At 61.2% G+C, this 22,227-nt stretch carries 21 protein-coding genes and 2 pseudogenes; 11 read left to right on the forward strand and 12 right to left on the reverse strand.

What is annotated here, in order from left to right; translation table 11 throughout:
- Positions 1 to 28 precede the first annotated feature (28 nt).
- The 4 genes and pseudogenes from SC318_RS26010 to dadA form a co-directional block, all read right to left on the reverse strand.
- Positions 29 to 577, reverse strand: coding sequence for a type II toxin-antitoxin system RelB family anti-toxin (locus tag SC318_RS26010; protein ID WP_065879259.1), 549 nt, complete (start codon positions 575 to 577; stop codon positions 29 to 31).
- Positions 578 to 693: 116 nt separating this feature from the next.
- On the reverse strand, positions 694 to 1,767 hold the full coding sequence (gene alr, locus SC318_RS26015; protein WP_320429006.1) for an alanine racemase: 1,074 nt from the start codon (positions 1,765 to 1,767) through the stop codon (positions 694 to 696).
- Between the two features lie 79 nt (positions 1,768 to 1,846).
- Positions 1,847 to 2,199 (reverse strand): annotated as a pseudogene (locus tag SC318_RS26020) (RidA family protein).
- Entirely contained in the window at positions 2,171 to 3,472 is a 1,302-nt protein-coding gene (gene dadA, locus SC318_RS26025) for a D-amino acid dehydrogenase (RefSeq protein ID WP_306490868.1), read from the reverse strand. Before dadA ends, SC318_RS26020 begins: the two are co-directional and overlap by 29 nt.
- Positions 3,473 to 3,627: 155 nt before the next feature.
- Between dadA and SC318_RS26030 the strand changes: the two genes are divergently transcribed.
- Positions 3,628 to 4,116 (forward strand): Lrp/AsnC ligand binding domain-containing protein, encoded by a 489-nt coding sequence (locus SC318_RS26030; RefSeq protein WP_003176896.1) that lies wholly within the window; start codon positions 3,628 to 3,630, stop codon positions 4,114 to 4,116.
- A 64-nt stretch (positions 4,117 to 4,180) separates the two neighbouring features.
- Here the strand turns inward: SC318_RS26030 and SC318_RS26035 are convergent, their stop codons facing one another.
- Positions 4,181 to 4,534: a YkgJ family cysteine cluster protein gene (locus SC318_RS26035; RefSeq protein WP_320429007.1), complete on the reverse strand. Its 354-nt coding sequence runs from the start codon at positions 4,532 to 4,534 to the stop codon at positions 4,181 to 4,183.
- A gap of 114 nt (positions 4,535 to 4,648) precedes the next feature.
- On the opposite strand from SC318_RS26035, the gene SC318_RS26040 reads away from it, so the two are divergent.
- Positions 4,649 to 5,941 (forward strand): NAD(P)/FAD-dependent oxidoreductase, encoded by a 1,293-nt coding sequence (locus SC318_RS26040; protein ID WP_320429008.1) that lies wholly within the window; start codon positions 4,649 to 4,651, stop codon positions 5,939 to 5,941.
- On the opposite strand, the gene SC318_RS26045 is transcribed toward SC318_RS26040, so the two are convergent.
- The gene (locus SC318_RS26045) at positions 5,942 to 6,166 is read right to left on the reverse strand and encodes a DUF1127 domain-containing protein (RefSeq protein ID WP_320429009.1); all 225 of its coding nucleotides are present in this window, start codon (positions 6,164 to 6,166) and stop codon (positions 5,942 to 5,944) included.
- 166 nt (positions 6,167 to 6,332) lie between these two features.
- On the opposite strand from SC318_RS26045, the gene SC318_RS26050 reads away from it, so the two are divergent.
- Entirely contained in the window at positions 6,333 to 7,757 is a 1,425-nt protein-coding gene (locus SC318_RS26050; protein WP_320429010.1) for an aminotransferase-like domain-containing protein, read from the forward strand.
- Between the two features lie 62 nt (positions 7,758 to 7,819).
- The gene (locus SC318_RS26055; protein ID WP_320429011.1) at positions 7,820 to 9,388 is read left to right on the forward strand and encodes a phospholipase D family protein; all 1,569 of its coding nucleotides are present in this window, start codon (positions 7,820 to 7,822) and stop codon (positions 9,386 to 9,388) included.
- Between the two features lie 16 nt (positions 9,389 to 9,404).
- On the opposite strand, the gene SC318_RS26060 is transcribed toward SC318_RS26055, so the two are convergent.
- On the reverse strand, positions 9,405 to 10,547 hold the full coding sequence (locus tag SC318_RS26060) for an MFS transporter (protein ID WP_320429012.1): 1,143 nt from the start codon (positions 10,545 to 10,547) through the stop codon (positions 9,405 to 9,407).
- A 164-nt stretch (positions 10,548 to 10,711) separates the two neighbouring features.
- A complete protein-coding gene (locus SC318_RS26065; protein ID WP_320429013.1) occupies positions 10,712 to 12,205 on the reverse strand; it encodes an aldehyde dehydrogenase in 1,494 nt (497 codons plus the stop codon).
- Between the two features lie 230 nt (positions 12,206 to 12,435).
- Between SC318_RS26065 and SC318_RS26070 the strand changes: the two genes are divergently transcribed.
- Positions 12,436 to 12,798 (forward strand): cupin domain-containing protein, encoded by a 363-nt coding sequence (locus SC318_RS26070; protein ID WP_320429014.1) that lies wholly within the window; start codon positions 12,436 to 12,438, stop codon positions 12,796 to 12,798.
- A 111-nt stretch (positions 12,799 to 12,909) separates the two neighbouring features.
- Here SC318_RS26070 and rpmG read toward each other — a convergent pair whose 3' ends face one another.
- Both rpmG and rpmB read right to left on the reverse strand, forming a co-directional pair.
- Positions 12,910 to 13,065: a 50S ribosomal protein L33 gene (gene rpmG, locus SC318_RS26075; protein WP_003176906.1), complete on the reverse strand. Its 156-nt coding sequence runs from the start codon at positions 13,063 to 13,065 to the stop codon at positions 12,910 to 12,912.
- Between the two features lie 11 nt (positions 13,066 to 13,076).
- On the reverse strand, positions 13,077 to 13,310 hold the full coding sequence (rpmB, locus tag SC318_RS26080) for a 50S ribosomal protein L28 (RefSeq protein WP_003176907.1): 234 nt from the start codon (positions 13,308 to 13,310) through the stop codon (positions 13,077 to 13,079).
- A 458-nt stretch (positions 13,311 to 13,768) separates the two neighbouring features.
- Here rpmB and SC318_RS26085 point away from each other — a divergent pair, with 458 nt between their 5' ends.
- Positions 13,769 to 15,361: an ABC transporter substrate-binding protein gene (locus SC318_RS26085; protein WP_320429015.1), complete on the forward strand. Its 1,593-nt coding sequence runs from the start codon at positions 13,769 to 13,771 to the stop codon at positions 15,359 to 15,361.
- Between the two features lie 61 nt (positions 15,362 to 15,422).
- Here the strand turns inward: SC318_RS26085 and radC are convergent, their stop codons facing one another.
- Positions 15,423 to 16,097 (reverse strand): RadC family protein, encoded by a 675-nt coding sequence (gene radC / locus SC318_RS26090; protein ID WP_320429016.1) that lies wholly within the window; start codon positions 16,095 to 16,097, stop codon positions 15,423 to 15,425.
- A gap of 154 nt (positions 16,098 to 16,251) precedes the next feature.
- Here radC and coaBC point away from each other — a divergent pair, with 154 nt between their 5' ends.
- From coaBC to argB, 4 genes and pseudogenes are all read left to right on the forward strand, one after another.
- Positions 16,252 to 17,460, forward strand: coding sequence for a bifunctional phosphopantothenoylcysteine decarboxylase/phosphopantothenate--cysteine ligase CoaBC (coaBC, locus tag SC318_RS26095; RefSeq protein ID WP_015886530.1), 1,209 nt, complete (start codon positions 16,252 to 16,254; stop codon positions 17,458 to 17,460).
- A gap of 5 nt (positions 17,461 to 17,465) precedes the next feature.
- Positions 17,466 to 17,921: a dUTP diphosphatase gene (gene dut / locus SC318_RS26100; protein WP_124388758.1), complete on the forward strand. Its 456-nt coding sequence runs from the start codon at positions 17,466 to 17,468 to the stop codon at positions 17,919 to 17,921.
- 257 nt (positions 17,922 to 18,178) lie between these two features.
- Positions 18,179 to 19,582, forward strand: a pseudogene (locus tag SC318_RS26105) (phosphomannomutase/phosphoglucomutase); the annotation flags it as partial.
- 19 nt (positions 19,583 to 19,601) lie between these two features.
- A complete protein-coding gene (argB, locus tag SC318_RS26110) occupies positions 19,602 to 20,507 on the forward strand; it encodes an acetylglutamate kinase (protein ID WP_065893973.1) in 906 nt (301 codons plus the stop codon).
- A 200-nt stretch (positions 20,508 to 20,707) separates the two neighbouring features.
- On the opposite strand, the gene pyrE is transcribed toward argB, so the two are convergent.
- A complete protein-coding gene (pyrE, locus tag SC318_RS26115; protein ID WP_003195489.1) occupies positions 20,708 to 21,352 on the reverse strand; it encodes an orotate phosphoribosyltransferase in 645 nt (214 codons plus the stop codon).
- Positions 21,353 to 21,434: 82 nt separating this feature from the next.
- Here pyrE and SC318_RS26120 point away from each other — a divergent pair, with 82 nt between their 5' ends.
- Positions 21,435 to 22,214: a catabolite repression control protein Crc gene (locus SC318_RS26120; RefSeq protein ID WP_003195493.1), complete on the forward strand. Its 780-nt coding sequence runs from the start codon at positions 21,435 to 21,437 to the stop codon at positions 22,212 to 22,214.
- Positions 22,215 to 22,227 lie beyond the last annotated feature (13 nt).

Here is a 22,227-nt window from a genome sequence, read left to right on the forward strand (position 1 = left end):
CCTGCAACGCTGGCAGGGCGCCTCTTTTCTAGAAGTTCGCGGGTGTGGCTGCGCTGATTAGTCGCGCCGGCACGTCGAACGGATTGCGAAAACGATGGGGCTTACTACTTTCAAAGTAGTAGCTATCGCCAGCCTCAAGCACAAAAGTTTCAAGACCGACCACCAGTTCCAGGCGCCCTTCCACCAGAATCCCGGTTTCTTCGCCTTCATGGGTCAGCATTTCTTCGCCCGTGTCGGCGCCTGGCGGGTAGATTTCGTTGAGAAACGCGATGGCCCGGCTGGGGTGCGCTCGGCCAACCAGCTTCATGGTGACGGCACCGTCGGAAATGTCGATCAGCTCATTGGCTTTATAGACGATCTGCGTCGGTATTTCCTGGAGGATCTCTTCGGAAAAGAACTCGACCATGGACATGGGAATGCCACCCAGCACCTTGCGCAGGGAACTGATCGAGGGGCTGACGCTGTTTTTCTCGATCATCGAAATGGTGCTGTTGGTGACGCCCGCGCGCTTGGCAAGCTCGCGCTGGGAAAGGCCTTTGAGTTTACGGATGGATTGCAGTCGTTCGCCGACGTCCAATGCAGGAGCCTCCTAGGATTCAGGCTTTGTTGTAATTGAGCGTTATCATGGCGACAGCGTTCAGTATTTACAACACTTGGGCCTAAATCCCGAGCGGCGGCATTCGTAGCGGGCGATCAAGCCCCGCAATAGAGCCTTGGCACTCGGCGCAGGTTGCAGAAGATCTGGTAAGGGATGGTCTGCGCTGCGGTCGCGACGTCGCTGGCGAGGATATTCTTGCCCCACAACTCCACCGTGGAACCCAACCCCGCCTGGGGCACATCCGTCAGGTCGACACACAGCATGTCCATGGACACCCGGCCCAGTAACTGGCTGCGCTGGCCGGCGACCAGCACCGGTGTGCCAGTGGGGGCGTGACGCGGGTAGCCATCGGCATACCCCATGGCCACCACGCCGATGCGCATCGGCTTGGGCGTGACGAACCTGGCACCGTAGCCTACTGGCTCACCCGCCGGCAGTTCGCGGACGCAGATGATCCTGGACTCCAGGGTCATCACCGGCTGCAAACGTGCAGCGATGGCCTGGTCTTCACCAAAGGGCGTAGCGCCGTAGAGCATGATGCCTGGGCGCACCCAGTCGCTGGTCACACTCGGCCAACCCAATACGGCCGGTGAATTGCGCAGGCTGACTTCCGCTGCCAAGCCCTGACGAGCCGCTTCGAACACTGCCACTTGTTCGGTGCTGCTCACGCAATCGAGCTCGTCGGCGCGGGCGAAATGGCTCATCAACACGATCTTCGCGACTTTGCCGCTGGCCAGCAGGCGCTTGTAAGCGTCCTGGTAATCCTTGGGATGCAGGCCGACACGGTGCATGCCCGAGTCCAGCTTGAGCCAGATGGTCAACGGCTTGCTCAGCGCGGTCTGCTCGATAGCCTCCAGTTGCCACAGCGAATGCACCACGCACCACAGATCCTGCTCGATGATCAGCGGCAGTTCGTCGGCTTCGAAAAAGCCTTCCAGCAGCAGCACCGGCGCACGTATCCCGGCGGCGCGCAGCTCCAGAGCCTCTTCGATGCACGCCACCGCGAACCCATCGGCCTGGGCTTCCAGCGCCTGGGCAACAGGTACCGCGCCATGGCCGTAGGCATCCGCCTTGATCACGGCCAAGGCTTTGGCCCCGGTGACTTCGCGGGCCAATTGGTAGTTGTGGCGCAGGGCTTGGAGGTCGATCAGGGCACGGGCAGGACGCATGGCGGCAGGCTTCTAGGCGGCAGAGTGAAGAAAAACCGGCGCCGACCAACAACATCGGCGCCGGGAGAGGGATGCTTATTTAAGGCAGCGCGGCCACGACGGACAGCTCTACCAGGATTTGCGGTTCACACAGTTTGGCTTCAACCGTGGCGCGAGCCGGCGCGACGCCCTTGGCAGCCACGTATCCCACACCGCATTCATGCCGGCGAAGTCGGCATCGATGTCTTTCAAATAGATCGTCACCGACAGCAAACGGGTCTTGTCGGTGCCGGCCAGGTCCAGCAAACGCTCGATGTTGACCAGGGTTTCGCGGGTCTGCTGCTCGATGCCGGCACTCATGTCGTCGCCGACCTGGCCTGCCAAATACACGGTACCGCTGTGAACAACGATCTGGCTCATGCGCTCATTGGTGAGCTGGCGCTGGATTGACATGTCGTGCGGACTCCTGGTGATTGCCATAACGGGAAATAGCGAGGCCTTCGGCGCTGATCTGCGGGGTTTTCTTCGCCATCAGGTCGGCCAGCAAGCGACCGGAGCCGCAGGCCATGGTCCAGCCGAGGGTGCCATGGCCGGTATTCAGGAACAGGTTCTTGAATGGGGTGCCGCCGACAATCGGTGTGCCATCGGGTGTGGTCGGGCGCAGACCGGTCCAGAAACTGGCCTGGGCCAGATCGCCGCCTTGAGGATAAAGGTCGTTGACGATCATCTCCAGGGTTTCACGCCGCCGCGGGTTAAGCGACAGGTCAAAACCAGCGATCTCAGCCATGCCGCCGACGCGAATGCGGTTGTCGAAACGGGTGATCGCCACTTTGTAGGTTTCGTCCAGGATGGTCGAGGTCGGCGCCATCGCCGGGTTGGTGATCGGCACGGTCAGCGAGTAGCCCTTGAGGGGGTACACCGGCGCCTTGATCCCCAGCGGCTTGAGCAGCTTGGGCGAATAACTGCCGAGGGCCAGCACATAACGGTCGGCGGTTTCCAACTGGCCGTCGATCCACACGCCGTTGATGCGGTCGCCTGCGTAATCGAGGCGCTGGATGTCCTGTTCGAAACGGAACTCCACGCCCAACTGCTTGCACATCTCCACCAGGCGGGTGGTGAACATTTGGCAGTCGCCGGTCTGGTCGTTGGGCAGGCGCAGGGCGCCGGCAAGAATATCGGTGACGCTGGCCAGGGCCGGTTCAACCCGGGCGATGCCGGCACGGTCCAGCAGTTCGAACGGCACGCCGGACTCCTGCAACACGGCAATGTCCTTGGCCGCGCCATCGAGCTGGGCCTGGGTGCGGAACAGTTGGGTGGTGCCCAGGCTGCGCCCTTCGTAGGCGATCCCGGTTTCAGCGCGCAGTTCGTCCAGGCAGTCACGGCTGTACTCGGACAGGCGGACCATGCGCTCCTTGTTCACCGCATACCGGCTCGCGGTGCAGTTGCGCAGCATCTGCGCCATCCACAGGTACTGGTCGATATCGGCGGTGGCTTTGATCGCCAGCGGCGCATGACGTTGCAGCAGCCATTTGATCGCCTTGAGCGGCACGCCCGGCGCGGCCCATGGCGACGCGTAGCCTGGGGATACCTGGCCGGCGTTGGCGAAACTGGTCTCCATGGCGGCGGCCGGTTGCCGGTCGACCACCACGACGTCAAAGCCGGCCCGAGCCAAATAGTAGGCACTGGTCACGCCAATGACGCCGCTACCCAAGACCAGAACGCGCATTTTTATATCCTCATCGCGGCCAAGCCGCTGACGTGTGTTATTCGAGCAATGATGAGCGCAGTGTAAAAAACAATCGCCAGTGCATTTCACTATATAAATGCCTATATTTGGCGACAATTCTCGGCACAAATGCTTTTTACAGAGGCGTATCCCCTATGCGTACCAACACCCAGACCAAGCGGGAGCTGGACAAGATCGACCGCAATATCCTGCGCATCCTGCAAACCGATGGGCGCATTTCGTTCACTGAGCTGGGAGAGAAGGTCGGGCTGTCGACGACGCCGTGTACCGAGCGGGTGCGCCGCCTGGAGCGCGAAGGGATCATCATGGGCTACAACGCGCGGCTCAACCCCCAGCATTTGAAAGGAAGTTTGCTGGTATTTGTCGAGATCAGCCTGGATTACAAGTCCGGCGACACGTTTGAAGAGTTCCGCCGCGCCGTGCTCAAACTGCCCCACGTGCTGGAATGTCACCTGGTGTCGGGGGACTTCGACTATCTGGTCAAAGCACGGATTTCCGAGATGGCCTCTTACCGAAAATTACTCGGCGACATCCTGCTCAAGTTGCCCCATGTGCGCGAATCCAAGAGCTATATCGTGATGGAAGAAGTGAAGGAAAGCCTGAACCTGCCAATCCCCGATTAACCTGACACAACTCAATCAAATGTGGGGGGGGCAAGCCCGCTCCCACACTGACCCAGTACATCCGCTACACCAGTACTTGTCGGGTACTCGCCATATACGCGTGAATCTGCTTTTCAACCCGAGGGTGTATCAACTCCACCGGCCGCCGACCGTTGGGGCATGGCAGGGTCGTAGTGGTGCCAAACAGCCTGCAGATCAGCGGACGCTCATCGTAAACCGTGCAGCCGTCAGGCCCCAGGTGCACGCAGTTCAGCTCGTCCATGGCGGCTTCCTGCTCGGCAGCCGTCTTGCGTGGCAGGCGCGACATTTCCTCAGGCGAAGTGGTCACCGGCCCACAGCAGTCGTGGCAACCAGGGACACACTCGAACGAAGGAATCTGCCTGCGCAAAGCGCTGACTTTCTGACTGTTGCAACTCATCCAAATCCACACCCAACCGCGACTAGACGCGGATTCTGCCGTAAAACGCCCCGCGCAGACAGCTTCGCCCGACCGCTGTATCCTGCGTCAAATTTTCCAAACAGGGAGCTCCCCATGACCGCCAGCGCCCGCCACACCGCGTCCTACTACGCTGCCAGCAGCGTGCCGCACCCCGATTACCCGGCGTTGACCGGTGAGGTGCGCGCCGATGTCTGCGTGATTGGCGGCGGCTATTCCGGGCTCAACACCGCCCTGGAGCTGGCCGAGCGCGGGTTCAGCGTGGTGCTGCTGGAGGCGCGCAAGATCGGCTGGGGCGCCAGCGGGCGTAACGGCGGGCAGCTGATTCGCGGCGTTGGCCATGGCCTTGACCAGTTCGCCAAGGTGATCGGCACCGACGGCGTGCGCCAGATGAAGCTGATGGGCCTGGAAGCCGTGGAGATCGTGCGCGAACGTGTCGAACGCTTCCAGATCGCCTGCGACCTGACCTGGGGTTACTGCGACCTGGCCAACAAAGCCCGCGACCTTGAGGGCCTCGCCGAAGACGCCGAAGAGCTGCGCAGCCTGGGTTATCGCCATCCAGTCCGCCTGCTGCAAGCCAGCGAGATGGGCAGCGTGATCGGCTCCGACCGCTATGTAGGCGGGATGATCGACATGGGTTCCGGGCATCTGCACCCGCTGAACCTCGCCCTGGGTGAAGCCGGCGCCGCGCAGCAGTTGGGCGTGAAGTTGTTCGAGCAGTCTGAAGTGACGCGCATCGACTACGGCTCGCAGGTCAAGGTGCACACCGCCCAGGGCCAGGTGCTCGCCAACACCCTGGTACTGGCCTGCAACGCGTACATCAACGGCCTCAATCCACACCTGAGCGGCAAGATACTGCCCGCGGGCAGCTACATCATCGCCACCGAACCCCTGAGTGAAGCGCAAGCTGCCAACCTGCTGCCGCAGAACATGGCGGTGTGCGACCAGCGGGTAACGGTGGACTATTTTCGCCTATCCGCCGACCGCCGCCTGTTGTTCGGCGGCGCCTGCCATTATTCCGGGCGCGACCCGAAAGACATCGGCGCCTATATGCGGCCAAAGATGCTGCAGGTGTTCCCGCAGTTGGCCAACGTGAAGATCGGCTACCAATGGGGCGGCATGATCGGCATCGGCGCCAATCGGTTGCCGCAGATCGGACGCCTGGCGGATCACACCAATGTGTATTACGCCCAGGCCTACGCCGGTCATGGCCTGAACGCCACGCACCTGGCCGGCAGGTTGCTGGCCGAAGCCATCAGCGGCCAGCAGCAAGGGCGCTTCGACCTGTTCGCCCAAGTGCCGCACATCACCTTCCCTGGCGGTAAACACCTGCGCTCGCCGCTGCTGGCCCTGGGGATGCTCTGGCACCGCCTCAAGGAGCTGGTCTGATCAATCGCGCCAGAATGGCTTCAAGCCTTCGTGGCGCGCCTGTTCTGCCGTGAGGCCTACGTCGAGCAATTGCTCCCGAGTCAGCGTGAGCAAGGCCTTGCGCGTATGGCGGCGGCGCCGGAACAGGCTCCAGCGGGTTTCGCCAGGCATGGACAACGTCCGCTCCTGGGCGGCTTCCAGTTCCTGGCTGTGTAATGCCAGCCGCACATCGCTCATGCCGTTCATCTTGTTATCCCTCGTTAGCTTGCTGCCTTGAGTGACTAGAATGAACGGCCGCGCAAAACCAATACAGATTCAACCTACCTTTATTAAATCCATACAGATACTGCCTATGAACGGCTGAATCCTGTATTTTCTGCCTATCTGTATTGGTCCCCTGGGAGTGACCGCCGTGACCCTCTACGTCAACCTCGCCGAATTGCTGGGCACCCGCATCGAACAAGGCTTCTATCGCCCCGGCGACCGCCTGCCTTCCGTGCGGGCATTGAGCGTGGAACATGGGGTCAGCCTGAGCACCGTGCAGCAAGCCTATCGGTTGCTGGAAGACAACGGCCTGGCGATGCCCAAGCCCAAGTCCGGCTATTTTGTGCCGGTGGGCCGTGAACTGCCGGCGCTACCCGAGGTGGGTCGCCCCGCCCAGCGGCCGGTGGAAATTTCCCAGTGGGATCAGGTGCTGGAGTTGATTCGCGCGGTGCCGCGCAAGGACGTCATACAGCTGGGCCGTGGCATGCCGGATGTATTGTCGCCCACCATCAAGCCACTGCTGCGCAGCCTGGCCCGTATCAGCCGCCGCCAGGATCTGCCGGGGCTGTATTACGACACCATCCTTGGCTGTATGGAGTTGCGCGAGCAAATTGCGCGACTGTCATTGGATTCCGGTTGCCAACTGGCTGCCGACGACATCGTCATCACCACCGGCTGCCACGAGGCCCTTTCCACCAGCATTCGCGCCATTTGTGAACCCGGCGATATCGTTGCGGTGGACTCGCCAAGTTTCCACGGTGCCATGCAGACCCTCAAGGGTCTGGGCATGAAAGCCCTGGAGATCCCCACCGACCCGATCACCGGCATCAGCCTTGAAGCATTGGAACTGGCGCTGGAGCAGTGGCCGATCAAAGTCATCCAGCTCACCCCGAACTGCAACAACCCATTGGGTTACATCATGCCGGAGGCGCGCAAACGCGCACTGCTGACGTTGGCCCAGCGCTTTGACGTGGCGATCATCGAAGACGATGTGTATGGCGAACTGGCCTACAGCTACCCGCGCCCGCGCACCATCAAATCCTTCGACGAAGACGGCCGGGTGCTGCTGTGCAGCTCGTTCTCCAAGACCCTGGCGCCTGGCCTGCGCATTGGCTGGGTTGCGCCGGGGCGCTACCTGGACCGAGTGCTGCACATGAAATACATCAGCACGGGCTCTACGGCCACGCAGCCGCAGATCGCGATAGCGGAATTTCTCAAGGGCGGCTATTTCGAACCTCATTTGCGCAGGATGCGTACCCAATACCAGCGCAATCGCGACCTGATGCTCGACTGGGTCAGCCGCTACTTCCCTGCCGGCACGCGCGCCAGCCGGCCCCAAGGCAGTTTCATGCTGTGGGTGGAATTGCCGGAAGGCTTCGACACCCTCCAGCTCAACCGTGCACTGATGGAACAAGGCGTACAGGTGGCGGTAGGCAGCATTTTTTCTGCCTCCGGCAAGTACCGTAACTGCCTGCGCATGAACTACGCTGCCAAACCGACGCCGCAGATCGAAGAGGCGGTGCGCAAGGTTGGTGCCGCTGCGCGCAAAATGCTGGAAGAATCGGCGGACTGACCTTTTCCGAGCAATTGCCGTCATATGCCGACAACCGCCCTGACCTGGATGCCGCTTCCTTGATGATTCAACGGCTTTTACCGTTTTTCCTGCTGGGAGCGCTGGCACTGGGTGGTTGCGCGACGGCGCACACACCGCGCGAACCCAGTGACGCGCTGCCGGCGGCACAGTCTTCCTTTGGCCGCTCGATCCAGGCCCAGGCGGCACCGTATCAGGGCCGCTCGGGCTTTCGTTTGCTGCCCAACAGCAGCGAAGCCTTCGTGGCCCGTGCCGAGTTGATCCGCAACGCCCAGACCAGCCTCGACCTTCAGTACTACATCGTGCATGACGGCATCAGCACGCGCATGCTCGTGGATGAACTGCTCAAGGCCGCCGACCGTGGCGTGCGCGTGCGCATTTTGCTCGACGACACCACCAGCGACGGGCTCGACCAGATCATCGCCACCCTCGCCGCTCATCCCAAGATCGACATCCGCCTGTTCAACCCGCTGCACCTGGGGCGCAGCACGGGCGTAACGCGCGCCATGGGCCGCCTGTTCAACCTGTCGCTGCAACACCGGCGCATGCACAACAAGCTGTGGCTGGCCGACAACAGCGTGGCGATCGTGGGTGGCCGCAACCTGGGGGATGAATACTTCGATGCCGAACCTAACCTGAATTTCACCGATATCGACATGCTCAGCGTCGGGCCGGTGGCTGAGCAGTTGGGTCACAGCTTCGATCAGTACTGGAACAGCGCGCTGAGCAAGCCTATCGATGAGTTTGTCTCAAGCATGCCGTCCAAGGTCGACCTCGCGGTGGCGCGTGGGCGCCTTGAGGCCTCGCTGGCTCAATCGCGCCAGCAGAACCACGCCCTGTATAACCGCCTGCGTACCTACCAGACCCAGCCGCGCATGGACATCTGGCGGCGCGAGTTGATCTGGGCCTGGAACCAGGCGTTGTGGGACGCCCCGAGCAAGGTGCTGGCCAAGGCCGACCCGGACCCGCAATTGCTGCTCACCACCCAACTGGCGCCGGAGCTGCAGGGGGTCAGCCATGAGCTGATCATGATTTCGGCGTACTTCGTTCCGGGGCCGCCGGGGCTGGTTTACCTGACGGGCCGCGCCGATGCGGGCGTGTCGGTGAGCCTGTTGACCAATTCCCTCGAGGCCACTGATGTACCGGCCGTGCACGGCGGCTATGCGCCCTATCGCAAGGCGCTGCTGGAGCATGGCGTGAAACTCTATGAGCTGCGTCGCCAACCGGGCGACCCCAGTGCAAACAGCGGCCCGCACCTGTTTCGTCGAGGCAGTTTCCGCGGTTCCGACTCCAGCCTGCACAGCAAGGCGATGATTTTCGATCGGGAAAAGTCGTTTATCGGCTCGTTCAATTTCGATCCACGCTCGGTGCTGTGGAACACCGAAGTCGGCGTGCTGGTGGACAGCCCGGAACTGGCGGAACACGTGCGCAACCTGGCGCTGCAAGGCATGGCGCCAGCGTTGAGCTACGAGGCGAAACTGCAGGACGGGCAGATCGTGTGGGTGACCGAAGATAACGGCCAATTGCACACCCTGACCCAGGAGCCGGGCACTTGGTGGCGCCGGTTCAACGCATGGTTCGCCACCTCGGTGGGCCTGGAACGCATGCTTTGAAAAAACGCAGGGCAGCTCAGACCGGTTGCGCTGCGCCAAACGCACCCTGGCGCAATAGCAACAGCACCAGCCCCAAGGCCCCGGCCGCCATCAGTAGTGGCAGCGCGTGCCCACTGATCCATTGGCTGCCTGCCCCCGCCAGCAACGGGCCAATCAGGCAACCGACACCCCACAGCTGCGCGATGTGAGCGTTGGCGCGCACCAAGGCGTCGTCGCGGTAGCGCTCGCCGATCAGGATCAGCGACAAGGTAAACAACCCGCCCGCGCTGGCGCCGAACAGCACCCATAAAGACCAGATCAGTGGTGTGTGCATCAATAGCGGAATCGCCAGGCTTGAGGCCAGCAACAGCAACGCGCAGCCGAGAAACAAGGTGCGCCGAGGCAGGTAATCCGCCAGTGCGCCGATGGGCAATTGCAGCAGCGCATCACCGACCACCACCGTACTGACCATCGCCAGAGCGATTTCGGCGGTGAAGCCTTGTTGCAGGCAATACACCGGCAGCAACGTCAGGATCATCGCTTCGAACGCAGCGAACAGCGCAACCGCCCAGGCAATGGCCGGCAGGCTCAGGCAGAAACGCCAGAGGTCGGCAAAGGTCACGCTGAACGATTCGGCGCTGGGCGCGCCGGAGCGGCCAAGCAAGGCCAGCGGAGCCACCAGAAGCAGGCCAACGCCCACCCAGAAACCGTAATCGTGGTCGGTGCCGATCACACCCAGCAACAAAGGGCCTGATAGCTGGCTCAGGGCATAAGTGCAGCCGTACAACGCCACCAGTCGGCCACGCCACTGCTCCACCACCAACTGGTTGATCCAGCTTTCCCCCAGGATAAACACGATGGTCAGGATCACCCCAATCATCAGCCGCAGCACCAGCCACACCGGATAACTGGGCAGGATCGCGAGCAAGCCGATGGACAGCGCACCGGCCCATAGACACAGGCGCATCAGGTTGGCGGTACCAAGCCAGGAGGCCATGCGGCTGGAAACCTTGGCGCCCAGCAGCACGCCGAACGCAGGCATCGCAGCCATCACGCCAATGGCGAAACTGCCATAACCCCAGCCTTCCAGACGCAGCGACACCAACGGCATGCTCACACCCAGCGCCAGCCCGACGCTGAGTACCGAGGCCAGCACGGCAAAATAGGTCGCCCAACGCATGTCCACGCTCCTGTGGATAATTTTCAGGGTTGTAAACGAACTGTAGGAGCGAGCTTGCTCGCGAAGAACTCAAAGACACCGCGTTCAACCAGACAGCACGCTTTATCGTTGGCGTTTTTCGCGAGCAAGCTCGCTCCTACAGGGGGCCTGCGGTGTAACGTAACTTAGAGCTTGATCCAGGTCGCTTTCAGCTCGGTGTATTTGTCGAACGCATGCAGCGATTTATCGCGACCGTTACCCGACTGCTTGAAGCCACCGAACGGAGCGGTCATGTCGCCGCCATCGTACTGGTTGACCCACACACTGCCCGCACGCAGGGCCTTGGCTGTCAGGTGTGCCTTGGAGATATCCGCCGTCCACACCGCCGCAGCCAGGCCATATTGGGTGTCGTTGGCTATGGCGATGGCTTCTTCGGCGCTGTCGAAGGTGATCACCGACAGGACCGGCCCGAAGATCTCTTCCTGGGCAATCTTCATGGCGTTGGTCACACCGTCGAAGATGGTCGGCTCAACGTAGGTGCCACCGGTTTCTTCCAGGGTACGCTTGCCACCGGCAACCAGCGTGGCGCCGTCGGCATGGCCCGCTTCGATGTAGGACAGCACATTGTTCATCTGCTGGGTGTCCACCAGCGCACCCACATTGGTGGCCGGGTCCAGCGGGTTACCCGGCTTCCAGCCCTTGAGCGCCTCGATCACCAGCGGCAGGAACGTGTCCTTGATTGAACGCTCCACCAGCAGGCGCGATCCGGCGGTGCAGACTTCGCCCTGGTTAAAGGCGATGGCACTGGCGGCAGATTCGGCGGCGGCTTGCAGGTTCGGCGCATCGGCGAACACGATGTTGGGGCTCTTGCCGCCGGCTTCCAGCCACACACGCTTCATGTTCGACTCGCCGGAACGGATCAACAGTTGCTTGGCGATTTTGGTGGAGCCGGTAAACACCAGGGTGTCCACGTCCATGTGCACCGCCAACGCGTTACCCACGGTATGCCCGTAGCCTGGGAGTACGTTGAACACGCCTTTGGGAATGCCGGCTTCAACGGCCAGGGCGGCGATGCGGATGGCGGTCAGCGGGGATTTTTCGGACGGCTTTAGAATCACCGAGTTACCGGTCGACAGCGCCGGGCCGAGCTTCCAGCAGGCCATCATCAGCGGGAAGTTCCACGGTACGATCGCACCGACCACGCCAACCGGCTCACGGGTCACCAGACCCAGTTGGTCATGGGGCGTGGCCGCCACTTCATCGTAAATCTTGTCGATTGCCTCACCGCTCCAGCTCAGCGCTTGCGCCGCGCCAGGTACGTCGATGTTCAGCGAGTCACTGATCGGCTTGCCCATGTCCAGGGTTTCAAGCAGGGCCAGCTCTTCGGCATTGGCCTTGAGCAGCGCGGCGAAACGGATCATGACGGACTTGCGCTTGGCCGGCGCCAGGCGCGACCACACGCCGGAATTGAACACGGCACGGGCGTTTTCCACGGCGCGCTGGGCGTCGGCGGCGTCACAGCTGGCTACGCTGGCAAGCAGACGGCCATCGACCGGGCTGATGCATTCGAAGGTGTCACCGGACGCGGCGGCGGTGTATTCGCCATTGATGTAGGCGCGGCCTTCGATCTTCAGGTCCTTGGCGCGTTGTTCCCAGTCAGCATGGGTCAGGGTGGTCATGCAAGTGTCCTCCTCTTATTGGATACAAGCGCCGGGGAGATTAGTCCCGACGCCTCCACGAATTCTTGCCTGGCCAGCCTGATGTTCGGCTCAAGGCAGCTGCCACCCTAAACCAGCGGCTGGGGATGTTTCAATATATTTGACATAACGCCTTCAAACACCCTTGCGATGTTCATTTTAATAAACATAGACTTTGGGCTCTCCAACCGCAGGCCAGACGGGACAAGCACATGAGCATCCAGGACATCGTCGATTTCAGCCAAGCCAACACCGCCCCCGACCGCTATCGCCCTGCCGCCGAAAAAATCCTCAAGGGTGACCCCGAACAGACGATCTACAACCACTACAACAGCCCATGCGGACAAATGAACGCGGGCGTCTGGGAAGGCGAAGTCGGGCAGTGGAAAGTCAATTACACCGAGCATGAGTACTGCGAGATCGTGCAGGGGGTCTCCGTACTGCGCGATGCCGAGGGGAATGCCAAAACCTTGCGCGCTGGCGACCGCTTCGTGATCCCCGCAGGCTTCAGCGGCACCTGGGAAGTGCTGGAAGCGTGCCGCAAGATCTACGTGGTGTTTGAACAGAAAGCCTGATCGGTGAACAGCGGTGCGGCGTTGCCACGCAGAGCGTGGGAACGATCATCACAGGCAAAAAAAAGCCCGTATCGTGAGATACGGGCTTTTTTTCACAAGGAAGGAAATCAATTACTTGATTTTGCCTTCTTTGTAGATCACGTGCTTGCGAACGCGCGGGTCGAACATTTTCTTTTCGAGCTTGTCCGGGGTAGTACGCTTGTTCTTGTCGGTAGTGTAGAAGTGACCAGTACCGGCGCTAGAGATCATTCGAATCAATTCACGCATGATAGAGCTCCTTAGATCTTGCCGGCGGCGCGGATTTCGGCCAGCACGACAGTGATGCCACGCTTGTCGATGATACGCATGCCTTTGGCAGATACACGCAGGCGAACAAAACGTTTCTCTTCTTCAACCCAGAAGCGGTGATGCTGCAGGTTCGGCAGGAAACGACGACGGGTTTTGTTATTTGCGTGGGAAATGTTATTCCCAGTCACCGGACCCTTACCGGTAACTTGACAGACTCTCGACATGCCTCAGCCCTCTAAAACCACATGCCCAACCCGGCATGGGTTGGCCGCTTAATCTCTCAGTCATTTGGCGCCAGGCGCCGCGTTTCTTTAGGGTCTTACCGGCTACACCTACAAGCGAAGGAACCGGGCCCCTAGAAAAGAGCGCTGCTTTATACCAGAAAGACCCAGGTGCAACAACAGCGAGTGTGTTTTTACCTGGGTAAATCTCGGCCATTGGCGCCTGAACCGTTGCCAGGAGGGGCCGCTACAACAGCCGACCGCTCGTCGCACAGAATGATTTTCAGCGCTCGCAAGTACTCGGACCTGCAGGATGAAACGCGCTGAAGCGCCATCAAAACAGCATTTGAGCCAAAAGCACAGGCAAAAATAGGCTAGTCATTTAACCAACAGGCCACTACGGTAGGCCTTTTCCAGACTGCACTCGCAGATGGGCCTTCGATCTGCACAGGAAACCGAATATGCGCCTCGCTGCCCTACCGCTATTGCTAGCCCCCCTCTTTATCGCGCCGATGGCCGTTGCCGCCACCAACCTGAGCGTTTGCACCGAGGCCAGCCCCGAAGGGTTCGACGTGGTGCAGTACAACTCCTTGACCACCACCAACGCCTCGGCGGATGTGCTGATGAACCGTCTGGTGGACTACGACGCAAGCGCCGGAAAACTGGTCCCGAGCCTGGCCGAGAGCTGGGAGGTCTCGCCAGATGGCCTGACATACACGTTCAAGTTGCACCCGAACGTGAAATTCCATCGCACCGAATATTTCACCCCGAGCCGCACCCTGACGGCCGAAGATGTGCGCTTCAGCTTCGAACGCATGCTCGACCCAGCCAACCCGTGGCACAAGATCGCCCAGAGCGGCTTTCCGCATGCGCAATCGCTGCAATTGCCCACGCTGATCAAGAAGATCGACGCCCTCGACCCGCTGACCGTGCGTTTTACCCTTGACCACGCCGACTCCACGTTTCTTGCCGCGCTGAGCATGGGCTTTGCCTCGATCTACCCGGCTGAATATGCCGACAAACTGCTCAAGGCCGGCACGCCGGAAAAACTCAACAGCCAGCCCATCGGCACCGGACCGTTCGTTTTCGTACGTTTCCAGAAGGATGCGGTGGTGCGCTACAAGGCCAACCCGGACTACTTCGCCGGCAAACCGGCGGTGGATAACCTGATCTTCGCCATTACGCCGGATGCCAACGTGCGCCTGCAGAAACTGCACCGCGACGAATGCCAGATCGCCCTGTCGCCCAAACCGCTGGACGTGGGCGAAGCGGAAAAAGACCCGGCCCTGAAGGTGGAAAAAACCGCCGCCTTCATGACCGCCTTCGTCGCCATCAACAGCCAGCACCCGCCACTGGACAAGCCCGAAGTCCGCCAGGCGATCAACCTGGCCTTTGACAAGGGCAGTTACCTCAAAGCGGTATTCGAAGGCACCGCTGAAGCGGCCAACGGCGTTTACCCACCCAATACCTGGAGCTATGCCAAGGACTTGACCGGTTATCCACAGGACCTGGCCAAAGCCAAGGCACTGCTGAACCGCGCCGGCCTCAAGGACGGCTTCAAAACCACTATCTGGACCCGCCCTACCGGCAGCCTGCTCAACCCCAACCCGAATCTTGGCGCTCAGCTGTTGCAAGCGGATCTGGCCAAGGTTGGCATCCAGGCCGAGATCCGCGTAATCGAATGGGGCGAGTTGATTCGTCGCGCCAAAGCCGGCGAGCACGACCTGCTCTTCATGGGCTGGGCCGGTGACAACGGCGACCCGGATAACTTCCTGACTCCGCAATTCTCCTGCGCGGCAGTCAAGTCCGGCACCAACTTCGCCCGTTACTGCGACCCGGCACTGGACAAGCTGATCAGCGCCGGCAAAACCACCAGCGAACAGGGCGTACGCAGCAAGCTCTACCAGCAGGCCCAGGCGCAGATCCAGCAGCAGGCCCTGTGGTTGCCCTTGGCCCACCCCACTGCGTTTGCCCTGACACGCAAGAATGTAGAGGGTTACCAAGTGAGCCCGTTTGGCCGCCAGGATTATTCCAAGGTCAGCGTCAAGCCTTAAGCTGCAAGCTGCAAGCTGCAAGCCCACTTGCGGCTTGCAGCTTCAAACTTGCAGCTGCCTTCTACATCCATCCATATTCCGCCATCGACAACGGATCACCATCGCCCACGATGATGTGATCCAGCACCCGTACGTCCACCATTTCCAGGGCCTTTTGCAAGACCTTGGTCAGTTTTCGATCAGCAGCGCTTGGGTCCGCGCTGCCCGAGGGATGGTTGTGGCACAGGATCAAGGCCGCCGCGTTGTAGGCCAGCGCACGCTTGACCACTTGCCGGGGATAGACCAGAGCGGCATCGATGGTGCCCTCGGACAGCGCCTCGAAACCCAGCACCCGATGTTTGGAGTCGAGAAACAGGCAACCAAACACCTCATGTGACTCATGACGCAGCAGCGCCTTGAGGTATTCGCGCACGGCCAGGGGACTTTCCAGCACCGAATCGTTGCGCAGGCGCTCGGCCATGTGGCGCCGCGACATTTCCAGCACCGCCTGCAATTGGGCAAACTTCGCCGGCCCCAGGCCCAACTGCTGATTGAACCGCACCTGGCTGGCCTCCAGCAGCGGGCGCAGGCCACCGAATTGCGCCAGCAGATGGCGCGCCAGGTCCACGGCGCTCCTGCCGGACACCCCGGTGCGCAGGAAGATTGCCAGCAATTCGGCATCGGACAGACTGGCCGCCCCCCACTCCAACAGCTTCTCTCGCGGCCGCTCGGCAGCAGGCCAATCGCGAATACTCATCCCACCTCCTCTCCATGATGTACGCCGTATGCGCCGCTGTTGCCGGGCGGTCGCTGTGTTATCGTAGGCCCTCTTTTTTGCATGCGATTTCACCTGGGGAGGGGTCATCGCAGGCGTCACTGAACTGGCTTCACTGAACTGGAAAGGCAAACCAATGCAGCGTCTGTATCGGAAACGCATCGTTCTCGGCGTCGGCGGCGGCATTGCCGCCTACAAGAGCGCAGAGCTGGTTCGCAGGCTCCTCGACCAAGGCGCCGAAGTGCGCGTGGTCATGACCCGTGGTGGCAGTGAGTTCATCACCCCGCTGACCATGCAGGCCTTGTCCGGCCACCCGGTTCACCTGGACCTGCTGGACCCGGCGGCCGAAGCCGCCATGGGCCATATCGAACTGGCCAAATGGGCCGACCTGGTGCTGATCGCGCCGGCCACCGCCGACCTGATCGCGCGCCTGGCCCAGGGCATCGCCGATGACCTGCTGACCACCCTGGTACTGGCCACCGACGCCACCGTCGCCATCGCCCCGGCGATGAACCAGGCCATGTGGCGCGACCCGGCCACCCAGGCCAACACCCAGCTCCTGCAAAGCCGTGGCCTCAAGGTCTTCGGCCCGGCGTCCGGCAGCCAGGCCTGCGGCGACGTCGGCATGGGCCGCATGCTCGAAGCCACCGACCTGGCGTTGTGTGCCGCCGAGTGCTTCCAGCACCTGGCCCTGACCGGCAAACACGTGCTGATCACCGCAGGCCCGACCCAGGAAAACATCGACCCGGTGCGCTACATCACCAACCATAGCTCAGGAAAAATGGGCTTTGCCCTGGCTGAAGCCGCGGTTGAGGCAGGCGCGCGTGTCACCCTGATCACAGGCCCGGTGCATTTGCCAACGCCTGATCGTGTGACGCGAATCGACGTAGTCAGCGCCCGGGACATGCTCGCGGCCTGTGAGGCTGCCATTCCGTGCGACCTGTTCATCGCCTCGGCAGCGGTTGCGGACTACCGACCGGAAGTCGTTGCGCCGCAAAAGCTCAAGAAAGACCCTACAAGCGGCGATGGCCTGCTCCTGCAAATGGTGCGCAACCCGGACATCCTGGCCACCATCGCCACGCGTCCGGACCGTCCGTTCAGCGTCGGCTTCGCCGCCGAGACCGAACATTTGCTGGACTACGCCGCACGCAAATTGAAAGACAAAAACCTCGACCTGATCGTTGCCAATGATGTCGCCAACCCGAGCATCGGCTTCAACAGCGAGGAAAACGCCTGCAGCGTGATCGACCGCGAGCTGCACGCCACCCTTTTCGCCCAGACCAGCAAGGGCAAGATCGCCCGCCAACTGATCTCTTTTATCGCCCAACGGCTGAACCAGGTTTAATGTCCATGCACGCTTTGCAAGCCAAGATCCTCGACCCCCGCATCGGTAGCGAATTCCCGCTTCCGGCCTACGCCACCCCAGGCTCCGCCGGCCTGGACCTGCGCGCCATGCTCAAGCAAGACACCGTGCTTGAGCCAGGCCAGACGATCCTGATCCCCACCGGCCTGTCGATCTACGTCGGCGACCCGGGCCTCGCAGCGCTGATCCTGCCCCGCTCCGGCCTGGGTCATAAACACGGCATCGTGCTGGGCAATCTGGTGGGCCTGATCGACTCCGACTACCAGGGCGAGTTGATGGTGTCGTGCTGGAACCGTGGCCAGACCGCATTCAACATTGCGGTCGGCGAGCGTATCGCCCAACTGGTGCTGGTGCCGGTGGTACAGGCGCATTTCGAACTGGTGCAGGAATTCGACGAAACCCAGCGCGGCGCAGGCGGTTTCGGGCATTCCGGCAGCCACTGACTAAGCTGAACCTGGCCGGACGCAATTGTTCGGCCAGACGCCACCGCCCGGCTTTTCAGGATGAAGAATGCGCGAACGGGATCAGCAAGATTTCTACAATGAAATCAAATGGTTATGCAGGTCCGGACACGGCGCAGACGCGCCGATGGCACTTTTACACCACGAACTCTCTGCCGAAAACGCCGTCATACCCTTCAGTTTGAGCCTGCCGGCCAGCCACACCAGGCCAGCCTTGCCCCCTTTCAGATGGAGTTCCCCCCGCGATGAGTACCGCAGCCCGCGTAGCCCCGACTTTTCCCGACAGCATCTTTCGCGCCTATGACATTCGTGGCGTGGTGCCCAAGACCCTGACCGCCGAAACCGCCTACTGGATCGGCCGCGCCATCGGCTCGCAGAGCCTGGCCCAGGGCGAGCCAAATGTTTCGGTAGGCCGCGATGGCCGCCTGTCCGGCCCGGAGCTGGTGGAGCAGTTGATCCAGGGCCTGGCGGACAGCGGCTGCCATGTCAGCGACGTCGGCCTGGTGCCTACGCCTGCGCTGTATTACGCCGCCAACGTGCTGGCCGGCAAGTCGGGCGTGATGCTTACCGGCAGCCACAACCCGTCGGACTACAACGGGTTCAAGATCGTCATCGCCGGCGATACCCTCGCCAACGAACAGATCCAGGCCCTGCACACGCGCCTGAAAACCAACGACCTGACCAGCGGCACCGGCAGCATCACCAAAGTCGACATCCTGCAGCGCTACTCCGACGAGATCACCCGTGACGTCAAGCTCGCCCGCCGCCTGAAAGTGGTGGTCGATTGCGGCAACGGTGCGGCCGGCGTGATCGCTCCGCAACTGCTCGAAGCGCTGAACTGCGAAGTGATCCCGCTGTTCTGCGACGTCGACGGCAACTTCCCCAACCATCACCCGGACCCGGGCAAGCCTGAAAACCTGGTGGACCTGATCGCCAAGGTCAAGGAAGTGGGCGCAGACGTAGGCCTGGCCTTCGACGGCGACGGCGACCGCGTAGGTGTGGTGACCGAAACCGGTGAGATCGTGTACCCGGACCGCCTGTTGATGCTGTTCGCCCGTGACGTGGTTGCGCGCAATGCCAATGCTGAAATCATCTTCGACGTTAAATGCACCCGTCGCCTCACGCCCCTGATCAAGGAATACGGCGGCCGCCCGCTGATGTGGAAGACCGGTCACTCGTTGATCAAAAAGAAAATGAAGGAAACCGGCGCCCTGCTGGCCGGTGAAATGAGCGGTCACGTTTTCTTCAAGGAGCGCTGGTTCGGTTTTGACGATGGCATTTACAGCGCGGCGCGGCTGCTGGAGATCCTCAGCAAGGAAAAATCCACGGCGCAAGAGCTGTTTCAGACCTTCCCGAACGATATTTCTACGCCAGAGATCAATATCCATGTGACCGAGGAGAGCAAATTCAGCATCATTGACGCACTGCACGATGCGCAATGGGGCGAAGGCGCCAGCCTGACCACCATTGATGGTGTGCGAGTCGATTACGCCAAAGGCTGGGGCCTGGTGCGCGCATCCAACACCACACCGGTGCTGGTGCTGCGCTTCGAGGCGGATACCGAGGCTGAGTTGCAGCGCATCAAGGACGTCTTCCACGTCCAGTTGAAACGTGTTGCCCCTGATCTCCAATTACCGTTCTGATTTTTTACCGGAGCCCTGAATGACCCTCGAACGCGAAGCCGCTGCCAACACCGCCAAGGTCCTGTCCGAAGCGTTGCCCTACATTCGACGCTATGTCGGCAAGACGCTGGTGATCAAGTACGGCGGCAATGCCATGGAGAGCGACGAGCTGAAAACCGGCTTTGCCCGCGACATCGTGCTGATGAAGGCCGTGGGGATCAACCCGGTGGTCGTCCACGGCGGCGGGCCGCAAATCGGCGATCTGCTCAAGCGTTTGTCGATCGAGAGTCACTTCATCGATGGCATGCGCGTCACTGACGCGCAGACCATGGATGTGGTGGAGATGGTGCTCGGTGGCCAGGTCAACAAGGACATCGTCAACCTGATCAACCGCCACGGCGGCAGCGCCATTGGCCTGACCGGCAAGGACGCGGAACTGATCCGCGCGAAAAAACTGACCGTGACCCGTCAGACGCCGGAAATGACCCAACCGGAAATCATCGACATCGGCCAGGTGGGCGAAGTGATCGGCATCAACACCGATCTGCTCAACCTGCTGGTCAAGGGTGATTTCATCCCGGTGATCGCGCCAATCGGCGTGGGCGCCAACGGTGAGTCCTACAACATCAACGCCGACCTGGTGGCCGGCAAAGTGGCTGAAGCGCTGAAGGCTGAAAAGCTGATGCTGCTGACCAACATTGCCGGTTTGATGGACAAGGAAGGCCAGGTGCTGACCGGCCTGACTACTCAGCAGGTGGACGAGCTGATTGCCGACGGCACCATCTACGGCGGCATGCTGCCCAAGATCCGTTGTGCGCTGGAAGCGGTTCAAGGCGGCGTCGGCAGCTCGCTGATTCTGGATGGCCGTGTGCCGAATGCGATCCTGCTGGAAATCTTCACCGACACCGGTGTGGGCACGCTGATCAGTAACCGCAAGCGTCCTTAAGCAGCAGAAAACAAAAGGCCCTGCTCAATCAGATTGAGCGGGGCTTTTTTGTGTGGGTGAATTAGCTTGAGCCTGCGGCGCTCCAAATGTGGGAGGGGGCTTGCCCCCGATAGCGGTGGCTCAGTGCTGGATACCTACTGACACACCGCAATCGGGGGCAAGCCCCCTCCCACATGGTCTGACACGCATGAAGATTGGTGTCAGACGCCAAATTGCTCGCGGTACGCACGCACCGCCGGCAAGTGCTGCTTGAGCTGAGGATCATCTTCCAGGAACTGCAGCACCTGGTTCAACGACACGATGCTCACCACCGGAATGCCGAAGTCGCGCTCCACTTCCTGGATCGCCGACAACTCACCGTTGCCGCGCTCCTGGCGGTTCAGCGCAATCAGCACACCTGCCGCCTTGGCGCCGTCCTGGGAGGCGATGATCTGCATCACTTCACGGATGGCGGTGCCGGCGGTGATCACGTCGTCGATGATCAGCACATCGCCCGTCAGCGGCGCGCCCACCAGGCTGCCACCTTCGCCGTGAGCCTTGGCTTCCTTGCGGTTGAAGCACCACGGCAGGTCCTGCCCGTGGTGCTCCGCCAGGGCCACCGCTGTCGCTGCGGCCAGGGGAATGCCCTTGTAGGCCGGGCCAAACAGAACGTCGAAGGAAATACCGCTCTCAACAATGGCCGCGGCGTAGAAACGCCCCAGCTGGGCCAGGGCCGAACCCGAGTTGAACAAGCCTGCATTGAAGAAATACGGGCTGGTACGCCCGGACTTGAGGGTGAACTCACCGAAGCGCAAAACCCCGCGATCGATGGCAAAACGAATGAAATCGCGTTGATACGCCTGCATGAAAAAAGCCTCAGATACCACGGATTTAGCTAATTAGGTAGACGGCGTGTATCATACACGCACGCGATTTTTGGGGCCATTTATGCGGATCATCAGTGTGAACGTTAATGGTATTCAGGCTGCAGTCGAGCGTGGTTTGCTCAGTTGGCTGCAAGCTCAGAATGCCGACGTCATCTGCCTGCAGGACACCCGCGCCTCCGCCTTTGAACTGGACGACCCAGCCTTCCAACTGGATGGCTACTTCCTTTATGCCTGCGATGCCGAAGTGCCCACCCAAGGTGGCGTGGCTTTGTACTCGCGGTTGCAACCCAAGGCGGTCATCAGCGGCCTCGGCTTCGAGACAGCCGACCGCTACGGGCGCTACCTGCAAGCCGATTTCGACAAGGTCAGCATCGCGACCTTGCTGCTTCCTTCGGGGCAGAACGGCGATGAAGACTTGAACCAGAAATTCAAGTTAATGGACGATTTCGCCCGTTATCTGGATAAACAGCGACGCAAACGTCGCGAGTACATTTATTGTGGCTCGCTGTACGTGGCGCAACAGAAGCTGGATATCAAGAACTGGCGCGACAGCCAGCAATCACCAGGCTTCCTGGCGCCGGAACGGGCCTGGATGGACGAGATTGTGGGCAACATGGGCTATGTCGATGCCCTGCGTGAAGTCAGCCGCGAAGGCGACCAGTACAGCTGGTGGCCGGATAACGAACAGGCCGAGATGCTCAACCTGGGTTGGCGTTTCGACTACCAGCTGCTGACCCCGGGCCTGCGCCGGTTCGTGCGCAGTGCACGCCTGCCGCGCCAGCCGCGCTTCTCGCAGCACGCGCCGCTGATCGTGGACTACGACTGGACCTTGACCATCTGAGGTCTTTTTCCAG

It is taken from the genome of Pseudomonas sp. MUP55, from assembly GCF_034043515.1.
Lineage (GTDB): Bacteria > Pseudomonadota > Gammaproteobacteria > Pseudomonadales > Pseudomonadaceae > Aquipseudomonas.